Source organism: Pimelobacter simplex (assembly GCF_900114845.1).
Taxonomy (GTDB): Bacteria; Actinomycetota; Actinomycetes; order Propionibacteriales; family Nocardioidaceae; genus Nocardioides; species Nocardioides simplex.
Genome location: NZ_FOUK01000002.1, coordinates 426,555 through 442,250, shown reverse-complemented (window position 1 = coordinate 442,250; position 15,696 = coordinate 426,555). Strand labels below are relative to the sequence as shown.

The following is a 15,696-nucleotide window of genomic DNA, read 5'->3' as shown; positions in this document are numbered from 1 at the left end:
CCCCTGCCGAAGCAAATACCGACCCTCGGTCACCCTTTGAGGCAGGGTGTTGCGCATCAGACATTCCGCCCGGGTACCGGGGGTGGAGCGAACGGGGGTGCCGAAGGTGCTGAGCAGAGCGGATCGCGCCCGGAAAGTGGCCGTCGTCACGGTCCTGGTCCTGGCCCTGAGCGGGTGCTCGGGAGGCGACGAGAAAGGTGCGCCGAGCGGCCCCGAGCCGTCCGGCCACGCGACCGAGCAGGTCCCGACCGACGCCCGGCTCGGCAAGGTCCGGGGGCGGCTCGGCAAGGCCAAGGCGGACGCCGTCGTGGCCGCGGTCAGCGCGGCCGTCGACACCTGGGTCGACGGCGCCTACGGCGGCGACTACCCGCGCACCGACTTCGGCCCGGCCTTCGCCGGGTTCACCCGCGACGCCCGCAAGCTGGCCCAGCGCCAGCCGGGCGTGATGAGCAACGCCGCCGTCGGCGCCGACCTCAGCGCGGTCGAGATCACCGAGCGCCGGGTCCGGGTCGACGTCCTGGGCGTCGACGGCCGGGCCGCCGGGGCGACCGCACGGGTGCGCATCGGCCTGGCGCTGAGCGGCGGGGGAGAGCGCACCGAGCAGGTCACCGGCCGGCTGCTGCTGACGCCGGTGAAGGGTGGCTGGCAGGTCTTCGGGTTCGACGTCAGCCGCGGCAAGGAGGGGGCGTGATGGTGCGCAGGATCGTACGGACCGCGGTGCTGGGGCTGGTGCTCGCCCTCACCGCGCTCGTCGTCCCGGACAGCACGCCGGCGCCGACGACCCTGACCCTGGTCAAGGTCGACCGCGCCGAGGGCGTCGACGTCGACCCCGACGTCGTCTGGATCCTGGCCGCGGGCGTCGACACCCGCCCCCGCGAGGACCCCCTCCACAGCCGCGCCGACGCCCTCCAGCTCGTCGGCATCGACACCCGGACCGGCGCCGCGACCGCCATCGGCATCCCGCGCGACAGCTGGGTGCCCATCCCCGGCCACGGCTCGAACCGGGTCAACGCCGCCCTCTACTTCGGCGGCCCCCAGCTCCTCGGCCGGACCGTCGGCGACCTGATGGGCGTCCAGCCCGACTACGTCATGCTCGCCACCTTCAGCGGCCTGGCCGAGCTGATCAGCGGCATCGGCGGGATCACCGTCGACAACCCCCGCTTCTTCGCGGACTCCCACCTCAACCCGCGCGGCTGGAAGGCCGGCCGGATCAAGATCAACGGCATGCGCGCCGTCGAGTTCGCCCGGGTCCGCAAGTCGCTGCCCCAGGGCGACTTCGACCGCTCGGCGAACCAGCAGCGCGTCATCCGCGGCATCCAGCGCAAGATCGCGGCCAACGCCGAGCGCCCCGGCTGGATCGAGGCCGGCGTCCTCAGCGTGCTGCGCCACCTCAAGACCCGGGGCGTCTCGCCCAAGGAGCTCTTCCGCATCGGCCAGGCCATCGCCCAGGTCGACCCGCGCAAGGTCACCACCTGCGTGCTGCCCGGCTCGATCGGCAACATCAACGGTGCCAGCGTCGTCCTGCCCTCGGTCGGCACCGCGCGCCGCTACGGCGACGACGCCCGGAAGGACGCGACGATCAAGCGCTGCTGAGTGTCCCGTCCCGCGCCTCGCGCGCCCCCTTGCCCGCCAACGCGTCCGCCAGCTCGTTGCCCGGGTCGCCCGCATGCCCCTTGACCCAGTGCCAGGCGACATCGTGCGCGGCCGCGGCGACGTCGAGCCGGCGCCACAGGTCGTCGTTCTTGACGGGCGCCTTCGCCGACGTCCGCCAGCCGTTCGCCTTCCACTTCGCCACCCACGACATGATCCCGTTGCGGACATAGCTGCTGTCGGTGTGCAGGTCGACCACCGAGGGCCGGGTCAGCGTCTCGAGCGCCCGGATGGCCGCCATCAGCTCCATCCGGTTGTTCGTCGTGGCGGGGTCCCCGCCGTGCAGCTCGAGCGTGTGGTCGCCGTACCTGAGGACCGCGCCCCACCCGCCGGGACCGGGGTTGCCGAGGCAGGCGCCGTCGGTGTGGATGGTGACGCGGGAGGTGGTGGGGTCGGTCGGCACCGGGACAGCGTAGGTGGCGCGCGACAGCCTCAGGCCGGTGGGACGTCGTCCTCGGCGAGGTACGCCGGCGGCACCGTGTCGGTGAGCCACACGTCGTTCGCCGTCCTCCGGAACACGTGGCCGTCGGCCGCCATCGCGGCCGCCTCGACCCGCAGTACGACGAAGTCTCCACGCCGGGCGCCGACGAGCTCGGCCGTCCGCCGGTCCGGCGACAGGTGGACGTGGTGCCGGCGCCGGCGATCGAGGCCGGTGGCGCGGATCGAGGTGAGGTTGCGGCGGGGAGTCCCGTGGAAGAGGACGTCAGGCGGGGTGGTCGGGGTGAGACCGAGGTCGACGGGGACCGAGTGGCCCTGGCGCGCCCGGATCAGGTCGGTGGCCGGGTCGTGCTCGAAGCGCTGCTTGTCGCTGCCTGCCACCACGCGCAGCACGTCGGCGCGCGTCGCGCGCGAGCCGTGGGCGGCCAGGGCCGAGAGGACGTCGTCGAGAGGGACCCAGCCATGGACTCGAGCACGAGGCCGATCGAGTCCGGCCGATGCCGCAGGACCAGCGAGAGGTGCTTCGACAACGAGATGTCCGAAGAGTTCATGCGGCGCCTCCGGCAGGATTCGAACCTGCGACACCTGGTACCGGAAACCAGTGCTCTATCCCCTGAGCTACGGAGGCATGCACCTCGTGGAGGTGCGGTCCCGAACCCTACCGGTCGATATCCGTGCAAGAGAAACCGGTGCCCATCGATAGGCTTGCCGGCGTGACTCCGGCCCAGCTCTCCACCACCATCGTCGATGCCCTCCAGGCGCTCGTCGACCAGGGTTCCCTGACCCTGCCCGACGGCGTGCCGAGCGAGGTGACGGTGGAGCGACCGCGGCAGAAGGGGCACGGCGACTACGCGACCAACGTGGCGCTCCAGCTGGCGAAGAAGGCCGGCACCAACCCGCGGGCGCTGGGCGAGGCGCTCGCCGTCCAGCTGCGGGCCGCCGAGGGCATCGGGGACGTCGAGGTGGCCGGTCCGGGCTTCCTCAACATCACGGTCGAGGCCGGTGCGCAGGGCAAGGTGGCGGCCGAGGTCGTCGCCGCCGGGGCGGCGTACGGGCGCACCGACACCCTCGACGGACAGCGGATCAACGTCGAGTTCATCTCGGCCAACCCGACCGGTCCGCTCCACCTGGGGCACACCCGGTGGGCGGTGCTCGGCGACGCGATCGCGCGGGTGCTGGCGGCGGCGGGTGCCGAGGTGACCCGCGAGTTCTACATCAACGACCGCGGCGTGCAGATGAACAACTTCGCCGCGTCGATCATCGCGTCGGCGCTGGGGGAGCCCAAGCCCGACGACGGCTATGCGGGCGCCTACATCGACGACCTGGCCAAGGCCGTGGCCGCGGCGAGCCCCGGCATCTTCGAGCTCGAGGGCGACGAGCGGCTGGCCGCGGTGCGGGCCAAGGGCTACGAGATCCAGCTCAAGGAGCAGCAGGACCAGCTCGCGGGCTTCAACACCCACTTCGACGTGTGGTTCTCCGAGCTGTCGCTGCACGAGTCCGGCTCGGTGCCCGAGACGCTGGCGAGCCTCAAGGAGAAGGGCCACGTCTTCGAGCAGGACGGCGCGCTGTGGATGCGCACCACCGACTACGGCGACGACAAGGACCGGGTCCTCATCAAGTCCGACGGCGAGCTGACCTACTTCGCCTCCGACACCGCCTACTACCTCAACAAGCGGGCGCGCGGCTTCGACCGCTGCATCTACCTGCTCGGCGCCGACCACCACGGGTACGTCGGCCGGCTGCGCGCGATGGCGGCCTGCGCCGGCGACGACCCGGCCCAGACGCTCGAGGTGCTGATCGGCCAGCTGGTCAAGATCCTCAAGGACGGGGCCGAGCTCAAGCTGTCGAAGCGGGCGGGCACCATCGTCACGCTCGACGAGCTGGCCGAGGAGATCGGCGTCGACGCGCTGCGCTACTCGCTGGCGCGCTACCCGGCCGACTCGCCGCTGGTGCTCGACGTCGCCGAGATCACCAAGGCGTCCAACGACAACCCTGTGTACTACGTCCAGTACGCCCACGCGCGGACGTGCCGGATGCTCGCCAACGCCGCCGACCTCGGCATGGTGCTGCCCGACCTCACGACCGGCTTCGACCCGGCGCTGCTCGACCACGAGCGCGACGGCGAGCTGCTGCGGGCGCTCGCGGAGTTCCCGCGGGTGGTGGCGAGCGCCGCCGAGCTGCGCGAGCCGCACCGGATCGCGCGCTACCTCGAGGACACCGCCTCGGTGTTCAACAAGTGGTACGACACCAAGGAGTGCCGGATGCTGCCCCAGGGCGACGAGCCGGCCGGTCCGGCCAACCTCGCCCGCATGGTGCTGGTCGTCGCCACCCAGACGGTGATCGCCAACGGCCTCGACCTGCTCGGCGTCTCCGCGCCCGAGCGCATGTGACCCGGGAAGAGACGACCAGATGACCCACGAGGCCGGCTGGGCGCACGCGCCCGGCGCCCTGCGCGGACCTGCCTGGCTGCAGCCGCCCGCCGACGTCAACACGCTCGTGCCGCAGCTGTGGCCGGCGACGGCGCACAAGACCGAGAGTGGCGACCTCGTCGTCGGCGGGCTGCCGCTCGCCGACCTGGTCGCCGAGCACAACACCCCGGCGTACGTCCTCGACGAGGACGACTTCCGGGGCCGGGCCCGCGCCTTCCGCGACGCCTTCGCCGAGTACGACGTCTACTACGCCGGCAAGGCGTTCCTCTCCGTCGCGGTCGCCCGCTGGGTGGCCGAGGAGGGTCTCCACCTCGACGTCTGCTCGGCCGGCGAGCTGACCGTCGCGCTGCGCGCGGGGGTCGAGCCGGCCCGGATCGGCTACCACGGCAACAACAAGACGGTCGCCGAGCTGCGCCGTGCGGTCTCCGCCGGCGTCGGGCGGGTCATCGTCGACTCCTTCCAGGAGGTCGAGCGGCTGGCGATGGTCGCCGCCGACACCGGCCTCCCGGCGCGCGCGATGGTCCGGGTGACCGCCGGCGTCGAGGCGCACACCCACGAGTACATCGCGACCGCCCACGAGGACCAGAAGTTCGGCTTCTCGATCACCTCCGGCGACGCCTTCGAGGCCGTCCGTCGTCTCCACGAGGCGCCCGGCGTCGAGCTGCTCGGCCTGCACTCCCACATCGGCAGCCAGATCTTCGACTCCGCCGGCTTCGAGGTCGCCGCCCGCCGGGTGCTCGGCCTGCACGCCCGGGTGGCGACCGAGCTCGGCGCCGTCATGCCCGAGATGGACCTCGGCGGCGGCTTCGGCATCGCCTACACGACCCAGGACGACCCGCGCGAGCCCGCCCAGCTGGCCGCCGAGCTGACCGCGATCGTCGACCACGAGTGCCGGGCCCTCGACGTCGCCCGCCCGCGGCTCTCGATCGAGCCCGGCCGCGCCATCGTCGGCCCCGCGATGTGCACCGTCTACACCGTCGGCACGGTCAAGCAGGTCACCCTCGACGCCGGCGCCGTCCGCACCTACGTCAGCGTCGACGGCGGGATGAGCGACAACATCCGCACCGCCCTCTACGACGCCGACTACTCCTGCACGCTCGCCGGACGCCGCTCCGACGCCACTCCGGTGCTCGCCCGGGTGGTCGGGAAGCACTGCGAGGCCGGCGACATCGTCGTCCGCGACGAGTTCCTGCCCGGCGACATCGCCCCCGGCGACCTGCTCGCGGTGCCCGGCACCGGCGCCTACTGCCGCTCGATGGCGTCCAACTACAACCACGCGCTGCGGCCGCCGGTGATCGCGGTCAAGGACGGGGTGGCGCGGGTGATCGTGCGGCGTGAGACCGAGGACGACCTGCTCGCCACCGACCTGGGCTGACCCTGTCGGGCCGAGCGCGTCTGCGGCTCGACCCGACTCTCAGCCGCGCCCCATGAGCCGGACCGGCCCGTCGCCGTACTGCTCCAGGACGTCGCCGGGGTTGGCCAGCGCGCACGAGCGCATCGACAGGCAGCCGCAGCCGATGCAGTCGTCGAGGGTGTCGCGGAGCTTCTGCAGCTGGGCGATCCGGGTCTCGAGCTCGGTGCGCCAGCCGCCGGAGAGGCGGGCCCAGTCGGCCTTCGTCGGCGTCCGGCCCTCGGGGAGGGTGGCGAGGGCGGCGCGGATGTCGGCCAGGGAGATCCCCACGCTCTGCGAGACCCGGATGAAGGCGACGCGGCGGAGCACGTCGCGGTGGTAGCGGCGCTGGTTGCCGGCGGTCCGGATGCTCTCGATCAGTCCTTCGCGCTCGTAGAAGTGGAGGGCGGAGATGGCGACGCCCGCACGGCGGGAGACGTCGCCGGGCGTGAGGTCGTGGCTGCGGAGCTCGCGGTTGATGTCGCTCATTGACCTCAACCATACTTGAGGTTGTCGAATGACGTCATGCATGCGATCCGCCACCACGCCTTCGGGCCCACCGACGTCCTCCGTCTCGAGGAGCTCCCCGACCTCGTCCCCGCCTCCGGCCAGGTCCGGATCGCCGTCGAGGCGGCGGGCGTCCACCTGCTCGACACCTCGATCCGGGCGGGGGAGTCGTTCGGGGCCGGTGAGCCGCCCACGCTGCCGGTGGTGCCGGGACGCGAGGTCGCCGGCGCGGTCGACCGGGTCGGTCCCGGGGTCGACCCGGCCTGGATCGGCCAGCGCGTGGTCGCCCACCTCGGCTTTGCCGGCGGTGGGTACGCCGACCAGGCGGTCGTCGACGTGACCCGCGCCTACGTCCTGCCCGACGGGCTCGACGCGCCGACCGCGGTGGCCGCGATCGGCACCGGCCGGACCGCCACCGCGATCCTCGAGCTCGCCGGCGTCGCCGGCCTGACCGCGGACGACGTCGTCGCCGTCACCTCGGCCGCCGGCGGGCTCGGCGTCCTGCTCCTGCAGGGCGTGCGGCACGCGGGCGGCACCGCGCTCGGCGTGGCGGGCGGGCCGGCGAAGGTCGCGCTCGCGGCACGGTACGGCGCCGACCCGTCCCTCGACCGGCACGACCCCGACTGGGCGGCGCAGGTCCCCGCGCTCGCCCTGGTCCTCGACGGCGTCGGCGGCGAGGTCGGGCAGGCGCTCTACGACCGGCTCGCGCCCGGCGGGCGGCTGGTCCGCTACGGCTGGGCGTCCGGCGTCCAGAACGCCTACGACGACCCGGCCCGGCCGGTCGTCGACGTCCTGGGGCCGCCGATCATGAGCCGGCTCGCCGAGTTCGAGGGCGCGGCCCTGGACGCCGCCGCCGACGGCACCCGGGTGCCGCACGTCGGCTCGGTCTTCCCGCTCGCCGACGCGGCCGCCGCACACCGTGCTCTCGAGGCGTCGGCCGTCACGGGCAAGGTCGTCCTGGTGACCGATCGGCCCGCCCGGTGACCGCGGTCGTCCCGGCCGCGGTGGAGTCGCCGTGGCGGGGCCGGCACGGGCGCACCACGGTCGGCGTCTTCTCGCTCGCCTTCCTCTTCGCCTTCGAGGCGCTCGCCGTCGCCACGGTGATGCCCGACATCGCCGACGAGCTCGACGGCCTGCGCTGGTACGCCGTCGCGTTCGCCGCGCCGCTCGCCGCCGCGGTCGTCGCCCTGCCCGTCACCGGCGCCGCCGTCGACCGGCTCGGCCCCGGTCCGGCCCTGCGCGGCGGGCTGGTCGTCTTCTGCCTCGGCGTGGTGCTCGCCGGGCTCGCCCCGAGCATGCCGCTGTTCCTGCTGGGCCGCCTCGTGCACGGGTACGGCGGCGGCGTGCTCGGCGTCGCGCTGTACGTCCTGATCGCCCAGGCCTACCCCGAGCGGCTGCGCCCGCAGGTGTTCGCCGTCCTCACGATGGGCTGGGTGCTGCCGGCGCTGGTCGGCCCGGTCGTCGCGGCGTGGGTCGCCGCCACCGTCGGCTGGCGCTGGGTCTTCCTCGGGGTGCCGGTGCTCGCGGTCGCCGCCTGGCTGCTGGTCGCCGACGCACCCTCGCGCGCCGGGACCAGCCGGCCCCGGCCGGCCCGGCTGCCGTTCGCGCTGCTCGCCGCGGGCGGCGTCCTGCTGGTCAGCGTCGCCGGCCAGCGCACGCTGCCGCTCTGGCCGCTGCTCGTCGCCGCGGGCCTCGCGGCGATCGTCGCCGGGGGAGGGCGGCTGCTCCCGCCGCGCGTGTGGACCCTGCGCGCCGGGCTGCCCGCCGTGCTCGGCACCCGCGCTGCCGTCGGGACGGCCTTCGCCGCCGCCGAGGTCTACCTCCCGCTCCTGCTCACCCTGGAGCGCGGCCTGACCCTCACCCAGGCCGGCTGGGTGCTCACCGTCGGCGCCCTCACCTGGTCCGGCGGGGCGGTGCTCGCCGCCCGGTGGCCGCTCCTCGCCGACCAGCCCGGCCGGGTCCGGCTCGGTGCGGCGCTGCTCGCCCTGGGGATCGGCGGCTTCGCGCTCGTGTCGGTCGCGGCGGTCCCGCTCGTCGTGCCGGTCCTGGCGTGGGGGTGCGCCGGCTTCGGCATCGGCCTGGCCTTCCCGACCCTGTCGGTGCTCGCGCTCGCCACCGCCGAGGACGACCGGGCCGGCGAGGTCTCGTCGTCCCTCCAGCTCAGCGACTACCTCGCCAACAGCGCCGGCGTCGCGCTCGGCGGCGTCCTCTTCGCGGGCTTCGCCGCGACCGCGCCGGTGCCGGCCGCGACCGCGCTCGTCGTCGCGGCGGCCGTGCTCGGCGCGCTCGCGCTGGTGCCGGCGGCCCGGTTGCGGGGCTGATCGGACCGCAAGGTGTCCGCCATGCGCAGCGGGTGGCGGGACCTTCCACCGGCGCCGATACCCTAGACCGGTGAACAGTCCTCTCAAGGTTGCCGTGCTCGGCTGCGGATCCGTCGGGTCGCAGGTGGTGCGGCTCCTCGGCGAGCAGGCCGACGACCTGGCGGCCCGGGTCGGGGCCCGTGTGGAGCTCGCCGGCGTCGCGGTACGACGTCTCGACGCGCCGCGCGAGGTCGACGTCCCCGCCGATCTGCTCACCACCGACGCCGCGGCGCTGGTCGCCCGCGACGACGTCGACCTCGTGATCGAGGTGATCGGCGGCATCGAGCCCGCCCGCTCGCTCATCCTCTCCGCGCTCGAGAACGGCGCCTCGGTGGTCACCGCCAACAAGGCGCTGCTCGCCGAGGACGGCCCGACGCTCTTCGAGGCCGCCGAGAAGGCCGGTCGCGACCTCTACTACGAGGCCGCCGTCGCCGGCGCCATCCCGATCCTGCGCCCGCTGCGCGAGTCGCTCGCGGGTGACCGGGTGACCCGGGTGCTCGGCATCGTCAACGGCACCACCAACTTCATCCTCGACAAGATGGACACCTCGGGTGCCGGCTTCGCCGACGCCCTCGAGGAGGCCCAGGCGCTCGGCTACGCCGAGGCGGACCCGACCGCCGACGTCGAGGGCTTCGACGCCGCGGCCAAGGCCGCGATCCTCGCCAGCCTGGCGTTCCACTCGCGGGTGACCGCGGCCGACGTCCACCGCGAGGGCATCACCGACGTGTCCGCCGGCGACGTGCGCTCCGCGCGCGAGATGGGCAGCGTCGTCAAGCTGCTCGCCATCGCCGAGCTGCGCCCCACCCCCGAGGGCGACGACGCCGTCAGCGTGCGCGTGCACCCGGCGATGATCCCGCGCTCGCACCCGCTGGCCAGCGTGCGCGAGGCCTACAACGCTGTCTTCGTCGAGTCCGAGGCCGCCGGCCAGCTCATGTTCTACGGACCGGGCGCGGGCGGCTCGCCCACCGCGAGCGCGGTCCTCGGCGACCTCGTCACGGTCGCCCGCAACCACCGTCAGGGCACGCGCGGCGTCGGCGAGTCGGCGTACGCCGACCGGGCGGTGCTGCCCATGGGCGAGACCCGCACCCGCTACCACGTCGCCATCGACGTCGACGACCGGGCGGGCGTGCTGGCGGCGGTGGCGCAGGCCTTCGCCGAGCAGGGGGTCTCGATCCAGACCGTCCGTCAGGAGGGCCGGGGCAACGACGCCCAGCTCGTCGTCGTCTCGCACGAGGCGACGGACGCGGCACTCGCCGCGACCGTCGACAAGCTGCGCGACATGGAGATCGTCCGCGAGGTCACCTCGGTGATGCGCGTCGAGGGAACCGAAGAGTGAGCATGAGCGCGACCAACGGTCAGTGGCGGGGCGTCATCGAGGAGTACCGCGAGCTCCTCGACATCCCGCAGGACACCCCTGCTGTCACCCTCCGCGAGGGCGGCACGCCGCTCGTCCACTCCGGCTGGCTCTCCGGCCAGACCGGGGCCGAGGTGTGGCTCAAGGTCGAGGGCAACAACCCGACGGGCTCCTTCAAGGACCGCGGGATGACGACTGCGCTCTCGGTCGCCGTCCACGAGGGTGCGAAGGCGGTGGTCTGCGCATCGACCGGCAACACGTCCGCGTCGATGGCGGCCTACGCGGCCAAGGCCGGCGTCACCCCCATCGTGCTCGTGCCCGAGGGCAAGATCTCGGCCGGCAAGATGGCCCAGGCGGTGCTGCACGGCTCGCAGGTCATCCAGGTCCGCGGCAACTTCGACGACTGCCTGCGGATGGCCCGCGAGATGGCGTGGAAGTACCCCGTCGCGCTGGTCAACTCGGTCAACCCGGCCCGCCTCGAGGGCCAGAAGACGGCCGCCTTCGAGATCGTCGACTTCCTCGGCGACGCCCCGGACTTCCACCTGCTGCCGGTCGGCAACGCGGGCAACATCTCGGCGTACTGGCTCGGCTACACGCAGTACGCCGCGCTCGGGCGCGCCACCAAGAAGCCCGTGATGCGCGGCTTCCAGGCTGAGGGCGCCGCCCCGCTGGTGACCGGTGAGCCGTTCCCCGAGCCCGAGACCGCGGCGACCGCGATCCGGATCGGCAACCCGGCCTCCTGGAAGCTCGCCGAGGCCGCGCGCGACGAGTCCGGCGGCCGCTTCGCCGCCGTCTCGGACGCCCAGATCCTCGCCGCCCAGAAGGCGCTCGCCGCCAACGACGGCGTCTTCGTCGAGCCCGCCTCGGCGGCCGGCATCGCCGGGCTGCTCGCCGAGCTCGCCGCGGGGGAGAGCTACGCCGGCGCGACCGTCGCGGTCACGGTGACCGGCCACGGCCTCAAGGACATCGCCACCGCCCTCGACGGCCTCGTCCTCCCGGACACCGTCGTGGACGCCGACGTCGACGCCGCGGCCCACGCGGCCGGCCTCTGACCCCGGGCCCGGCTCGATGACCTTCGTCGCCGGCCCCGTGCGCGTCCGGGTGCCCGCCACGTCGGCGAACCTCGGCCCCGGCTTCGACACCCTCGGGCTCGCGCTCGACCTGCGCGACGAGCTCGAGGCCGAGGTGCTGCCCGACGGCCTCGTCGTCGAGGTCACCGGGTACGGCGCCGGCGAGGTCCCGCTCGACGAGGACCACCTCGTCCTCCGCGCGATGCGCGCGACCTTCGACCGCCTCGGCAAGCAGCCCACCGGCCTGCGGCTGACCTGCGCCAACGTCATCCCGCACGCCCGTGGGCTCGGCTCGTCGTCGGCCGCCATCGTCGGCGGCGTCTGGCTCGCCCGCGAGCTCGTCGCCGGCGGCCGGCTGCTCCTCGACGACGCCGCGCTGCTCGACCTCGCTGCCCAGCTCGAGGGGCACCCCGACAACGTCGCGCCCGCCCTGCTCGGCGGCTTCGTCATCTCCGGCCAGGACGCCGACGGCGCCTTCTGGGCCGTCCCCGCCGGCGTCGACCCGCGGATCGGCGCCGTCGTCTTCATCCCCCCGTCCCCGCTCTCGACCGAGGCCGCCCGCGGCCTGATCCCCGCCGCCGTCCCGCACGCGGACGCCGCCGCCAACGCCGGCCGCGCCGCCCTCCTCGTCGCCGCCCTCTCCGGGCGCCCCGAGGAGCTCCTGCGCGCCACCGAGGACCGGCTCCACCAGGACTACCGCCGCCCCGCCATGCCGACGAGCCTCGCCCTCGTCGACGCGCTCCGCGCCGACGGCGTGCCGGCGGTCGTCTCGGGCGCCGGTCCCACCGTCCTCGCGTTCGCCGACGGCCCCGGCACCGCCGCCACCGACGCCCTCCTCGCCCGCTGCCCCGACGGCTGGGACGCGCGCGCCCTGGTGATCAGCAGCACAGGTGCCGTGGTGGTACATTGACGCTGCGCCGCAGTTCCCGGCGCCCGGCGAGCACGGCTCGCCCTCTCTTTCCAGACTCGGACCGGCACCGTCCGGACCGGTCTTCGCAGGATCTTCGCAGGACTCAGACCAGTGCGCTGGTCCGCTCCGGACCAGCCGGACCCGGGCGGGACGCGCGAGATACGTGGGAAGGACTCACGTGACCGAAACCCCCGACTCCACCCCGTCGGCCCCCGCGGCCGCGCCCGAGCAGCAGGCTGCCGAGAAGGCTCCGCAGAAGGCTGCCGCGAAGGCGCCGCGGAAGCGCTCCGGTGGACTCAACTCGATGCTCCTGGCCGACCTCAAGGCGATGGCCAACGGCATGGGCATCGCCGGTGCCGGCAGCATGAAGAAGGCCGCCCTGGTCGACGCCATCAAGGGCGCGCAGGCGGGCGGTGGCGGTGGCGGTGGTGGCGGCAGCAGTCGGCCGGCGGCAGCGGAGCCGGTCGCCGAGAAGCAGCAGCAGCCGCAGCAGCCGGTCGCCGAGAAGACCGCTCCGCCGCAGCAGGCCGAGCAGAAGCAGCAGCCGCAGCAGGCTGAGAAGCAGCAGCCGCAGGCCGAGAAGCAGCAGGGCGGCGGCAAGGGCTCCGGCAAGCAGCAGAAGCAGAAGCAGCAGAACCAGCAGCAGAGCCAGAAGCAGCAGGCCGCCCAGAAGCAGCAGCAGCAGCAGGCCGCCGCCGCCGCAGCCCGGGAGGCCGCCGCAGCCGCCAGCGCGAACGCCGAGGCCGACGACGCCGACGGTGACGACGACGGCGACGGCACCGAGGGCGGCAGCCGCCGCAACCGGCGTCGCCGCGGCCGCGACCGCGACCGGACGACGCGCGCCGGCCGCGAGCCCGACACCGAGGTCCGCGAGGACGACGTCCTGGTGCCGGCCGCCGGCATCCTCGACGTGCTCGACAACTACGCGTTCGTGCGGACCAGCGGCTACCTGCCCGGCACCGACGACGTCTACCTGTCGCTGTCGATGGTCCGCAAGTACGGCCTGCGCCGCGGCGACGCGATCACCGGCCAGGTCCGCCAGCCGCGCGAGGGCGAGCGGCGCGAGAAGTTCAACCCGATGGTCCGCATCGACACGGTCAACGGGGTCGACCCGGAGCAGGTCAAGAACCGGGTCGAGTTCACCGAGCTGACGCCGGTCTCGCCGACCGAGCGGCTCCGGCTCGAGACGACGTCCGACAACCTCGCGGGCCGGCTGATCGACCTGGCCGCGCCCGTGGGCAAGGGCCAGCGGGGCCTGATCGTGTCGCCGGCGCGGGCGGGCAAGACGACGCTGCTGCGCCAGATCGCCGCGGCGATCACCGCGAACAACCCGGAGTGCCACCTGATGGTGGTCCTGGTCGACGAGCGCCCCGAGGAGGTCACCGACTTCGAGCGGTCGATCAAGGGCGAGGTCATCGCGAGCACCTTCGACCGCCCGGCGGCCGACCACACGACGCTGGCCGAGCTCGCCATCGAGCGCGCCAAGCGCCTGGTCGAGCTCGGGCACGACGTCGTCGTCCTGCTCGACGGCCTGACCCGACTGGGACGCGCCTACAACCTGGCCGCGCCGGCCAGCGGCCGGATCCTGTCCGGCGGCGTCGACGCCTCGGCGCTCTTCCCGCCGAAGCGCTTCTTCGGGGCTGCCCGCAACATCGAGAACGGCGGCTCGCTCACCGTCCTCGCGACCGCCGTGGTCGACTCCGGCTCACGCGTCGACGAGGTCATCTTCGAGGAGCTGCGCGGCACCGAGAACCTCGAGCTGCGGCTGCGCTCGGACCTCGCCGACAAGCGCGAGTTCCCCGCGATCGACGTCGTCGCCTCCGGCACCCGCCGCGAGGAGCTGCTGCTCGGCAAGGAGGAGCTCGAGATCGTCTGGAAGCTGCGCCGCGAGCTCGCGGACGGCGACCGGGTCGAGGCCCACGCGACGCTCCTCCAGCGGCTGCGCAACAGCAAGTCGAACTACGAGTTCCTCCTCCGCGTCCAGCGCGACTGATGGGATGGGCCGAGCGTGTCTCCGCCGCGAGAAGGGCAGCAAGCTGCCGGAGACGCGGCTCCCGACACGCTGCCGGCCTGCGCGACTAGCTCGACCAGCAGAACCGGGGGAGGCGGCGCCGCCCGGCATTTGGGTGCCGCCCACCCACGTCGTAGAATCATCTGTTGGCTCCGGTTCACGTCCGCAACCCGTGTGACGACCCGGACCCCTTGTGAGAGGACACCCATGAAGAAGGACATCCACCCCGACTACGTCGTGACCCAGGTGACCTGCACCTGTGGCGCGTCGTTCACCACCCGCAGCACCGCGACGTCCGGCTCGATCCACGCCGACGTGTGCTCGCAGTGCCACCCGTTCTACACCGGCAAGCAGAAGATCCTCGACACCGGCGGCCGCGTCGCCCGCTTCGAGGCCCGCTACGCCAAGGCTGCCAAGAAGTAGCTGCCTCCGAGCGCCGGCCGTCCGCACCTGCGGACGGCCGGCGTTTCGCATTCCCGCCACTGCCACGGAGGTTCCCTGAGGTGTTCGAAGCCGTCGAGGGCATGCTCGCCGAGCACGCCGAGCTGGAGTCCCGGCTCGCGCTCCCCGAGACCCATGCCGACGCGCGGCTCGCGCGCACGCTCAACCGCCGCTACGCCGAGCTCAACGCGATCATCGCGACCTGGCGCGAGTGGCAGCAGCACGGGGACGACGCCGAGGCCGCGCGCGAGCTCGCCGCCGACGACCCGTCCTTCGCCGACGAGGTCGACGGGCTGCTCGAGCAGCGCGAGGAGGCCGCCGAGCGGCTGCGCCGGCTGCTGGTCCCGCGCGACCCGGCCGACGACAAGGACGCCCTGCTCGAGGTGAAGTCGGGGGAGGGCGGCGAGGAGAGCGCGCTCTTCGCCGGCGACCTGCTGCGGATGTACAGCCGGTACGCCGAGCGCCGCGGCTGGAAGACCGAGATCCTCGATGCCACCGAGTCCGACCTCGGGGGCTACAAGTCGGTGACGGTCGCGGTGAAGTCGCCGGGCGCCACCGAGCCCGGGCAGACGCCGTACGCGCTGCTCAAGTTCGAGGGCGGCGTGCACCGGGTCCAGCGGGTGCCGGTGACCGAGTCGCAGGGCCGGATCCACACGAGCGCGGCCGGTGTCCTGGTGATGCCGGAGGCCGAGCAGGTCGACGTCGAGATCAACGACAACGACCTGCGCATCGACGTCTTCCGCTCGTCCGGTCCCGGCGGCCAGAGCGTCAACACGACCGACTCGGCGGTGCGGATCACCCACCTGCCCACGGGCATCGTGGTGAGCTGCCAGAACGAGAAGTCCCAGCTGCAGAACAAGGAGCAGGCGCTGCGCATCCTGCGCGCCCGGCTCCTCCAGGCCGCCCAGGACGCCGCGGACGCCGAGGCGAGCGACGCGCGCCGCAGCCAGGTCCGCACGGTCGACCGCTCCGAGCGGATCCGCACCTACAACTACCCGGAGAACCGGATCTCCGACCACCGCACCGGCTACAAGGCCTACAACCTCGACCAGGTCCTCGACGGCGACCTGCAGCCGCTGCTCGACTCCTGCGTCGAGACCGACATGGCCGCCCGGCTCGCCGCCCTCGAGGACTGA

Annotated in this window: 15 protein-coding genes and 1 tRNA gene; 12 read left to right on the top strand and 4 right to left on the bottom strand. The window is 73.7% G+C overall.

Annotated elements, in window-relative coordinates; genetic code table 11:
• The first annotated feature begins 136 nt into the window (after positions 1-136).
• The gene (locus tag BM223_RS09745) at positions 137-691 is read left to right on the top strand and encodes a hypothetical protein (protein ID WP_038678079.1); all 555 of its coding nucleotides are present in this window, start codon (positions 137-139) and stop codon (positions 689-691) included.
• A complete protein-coding gene (locus BM223_RS09740; RefSeq protein WP_038678082.1) occupies positions 691-1,593 on the top strand; it encodes an LCP family protein in 903 nt (300 codons plus the stop codon). Before BM223_RS09745 ends, BM223_RS09740 begins: the two co-directional genes overlap by 1 nt.
• On the opposite strand, the gene rnhA is transcribed toward BM223_RS09740, so the two are convergent.
• The 3 genes from rnhA to BM223_RS09725 form a co-directional block, all read right to left on the bottom strand.
• Positions 1,580-2,053, bottom strand: coding sequence for a ribonuclease HI (gene rnhA, locus BM223_RS09735; protein ID WP_038678084.1), 474 nt, complete (start codon positions 2,051-2,053; stop codon positions 1,580-1,582). The genes BM223_RS09740 and rnhA overlap by 14 nt on opposite strands.
• Before the next feature lie 29 nt (positions 2,054-2,082).
• On the bottom strand, positions 2,083-2,673 hold the full coding sequence (locus tag BM223_RS09730; protein WP_235319227.1) for an RNA 2'-phosphotransferase: 591 nt from the start codon (positions 2,671-2,673) through the stop codon (positions 2,083-2,085).
• Positions 2,644-2,716, bottom strand: a tRNA-Arg gene (locus BM223_RS09725). The genes BM223_RS09730 and BM223_RS09725 overlap by 30 nt, the downstream gene beginning before the upstream one ends.
• A gap of 85 nt (positions 2,717-2,801) precedes the next feature.
• Between BM223_RS09725 and argS the strand changes: the two genes are divergently transcribed.
• Together argS and lysA are read left to right on the top strand one after the other, a co-directional pair.
• On the top strand, positions 2,802-4,478 hold the full coding sequence (argS, locus tag BM223_RS09720; protein WP_038678085.1) for an arginine--tRNA ligase: 1,677 nt from the start codon (positions 2,802-2,804) through the stop codon (positions 4,476-4,478).
• Positions 4,479-4,497: 19 nt separating this feature from the next.
• Positions 4,498-5,892: a diaminopimelate decarboxylase gene (gene lysA / locus BM223_RS09715; RefSeq protein WP_038678087.1), complete on the top strand. Its 1,395-nt coding sequence runs from the start codon at positions 4,498-4,500 to the stop codon at positions 5,890-5,892.
• A gap of 39 nt (positions 5,893-5,931) precedes the next feature.
• Here lysA and soxR read toward each other — a convergent pair whose 3' ends face one another.
• Positions 5,932-6,396: a redox-sensitive transcriptional activator SoxR gene (soxR, locus tag BM223_RS09710; protein ID WP_038678089.1), complete on the bottom strand. Its 465-nt coding sequence runs from the start codon at positions 6,394-6,396 to the stop codon at positions 5,932-5,934.
• Positions 6,397-6,432: 36 nt separating this feature from the next.
• On the opposite strand from soxR, the gene BM223_RS09705 reads away from it, so the two are divergent.
• From BM223_RS09705 to prfA, 8 genes are all read left to right on the top strand, one after another.
• The gene (locus BM223_RS09705) at positions 6,433-7,398 is read left to right on the top strand and encodes a zinc-binding dehydrogenase (protein ID WP_038678091.1); all 966 of its coding nucleotides are present in this window, start codon (positions 6,433-6,435) and stop codon (positions 7,396-7,398) included.
• Complete coding sequence (locus BM223_RS09700) at positions 7,395-8,735, top strand: MFS transporter (RefSeq protein WP_038678093.1); 1,341 nt, start codon at positions 7,395-7,397, stop codon at positions 8,733-8,735. Before BM223_RS09705 ends, BM223_RS09700 begins: the two co-directional genes overlap by 4 nt.
• 70 nt (positions 8,736-8,805) lie before the next feature.
• A complete protein-coding gene (locus tag BM223_RS09695) occupies positions 8,806-10,110 on the top strand; it encodes a homoserine dehydrogenase (RefSeq protein WP_038678095.1) in 1,305 nt (434 codons plus the stop codon).
• Positions 10,107-11,180, top strand: a complete 1,074-nt coding sequence (gene thrC / locus BM223_RS09690; RefSeq protein WP_371861500.1) for a threonine synthase — start codon at positions 10,107-10,109, stop codon at positions 11,178-11,180. The genes BM223_RS09695 and thrC overlap by 4 nt, the downstream gene beginning before the upstream one ends.
• Before the next feature lie 16 nt (positions 11,181-11,196).
• Positions 11,197-12,108: a homoserine kinase gene (thrB, locus tag BM223_RS09685; protein WP_038678098.1), complete on the top strand. Its 912-nt coding sequence runs from the start codon at positions 11,197-11,199 to the stop codon at positions 12,106-12,108.
• A 178-nt stretch (positions 12,109-12,286) separates the two neighbouring features.
• Positions 12,287-14,101, top strand: a complete 1,815-nt coding sequence (gene rho / locus BM223_RS09680; protein ID WP_038678100.1) for a transcription termination factor Rho — start codon at positions 12,287-12,289, stop codon at positions 14,099-14,101.
• A gap of 225 nt (positions 14,102-14,326) precedes the next feature.
• On the top strand, positions 14,327-14,542 hold the full coding sequence (gene rpmE / locus BM223_RS09675; RefSeq protein ID WP_038678102.1) for a 50S ribosomal protein L31: 216 nt from the start codon (positions 14,327-14,329) through the stop codon (positions 14,540-14,542).
• An 80-nt stretch (positions 14,543-14,622) separates the two neighbouring features.
• Positions 14,623-15,696: a peptide chain release factor 1 gene (gene prfA / locus BM223_RS09670; RefSeq protein ID WP_038678104.1), complete on the top strand. Its 1,074-nt coding sequence runs from the start codon at positions 14,623-14,625 to the stop codon at positions 15,694-15,696.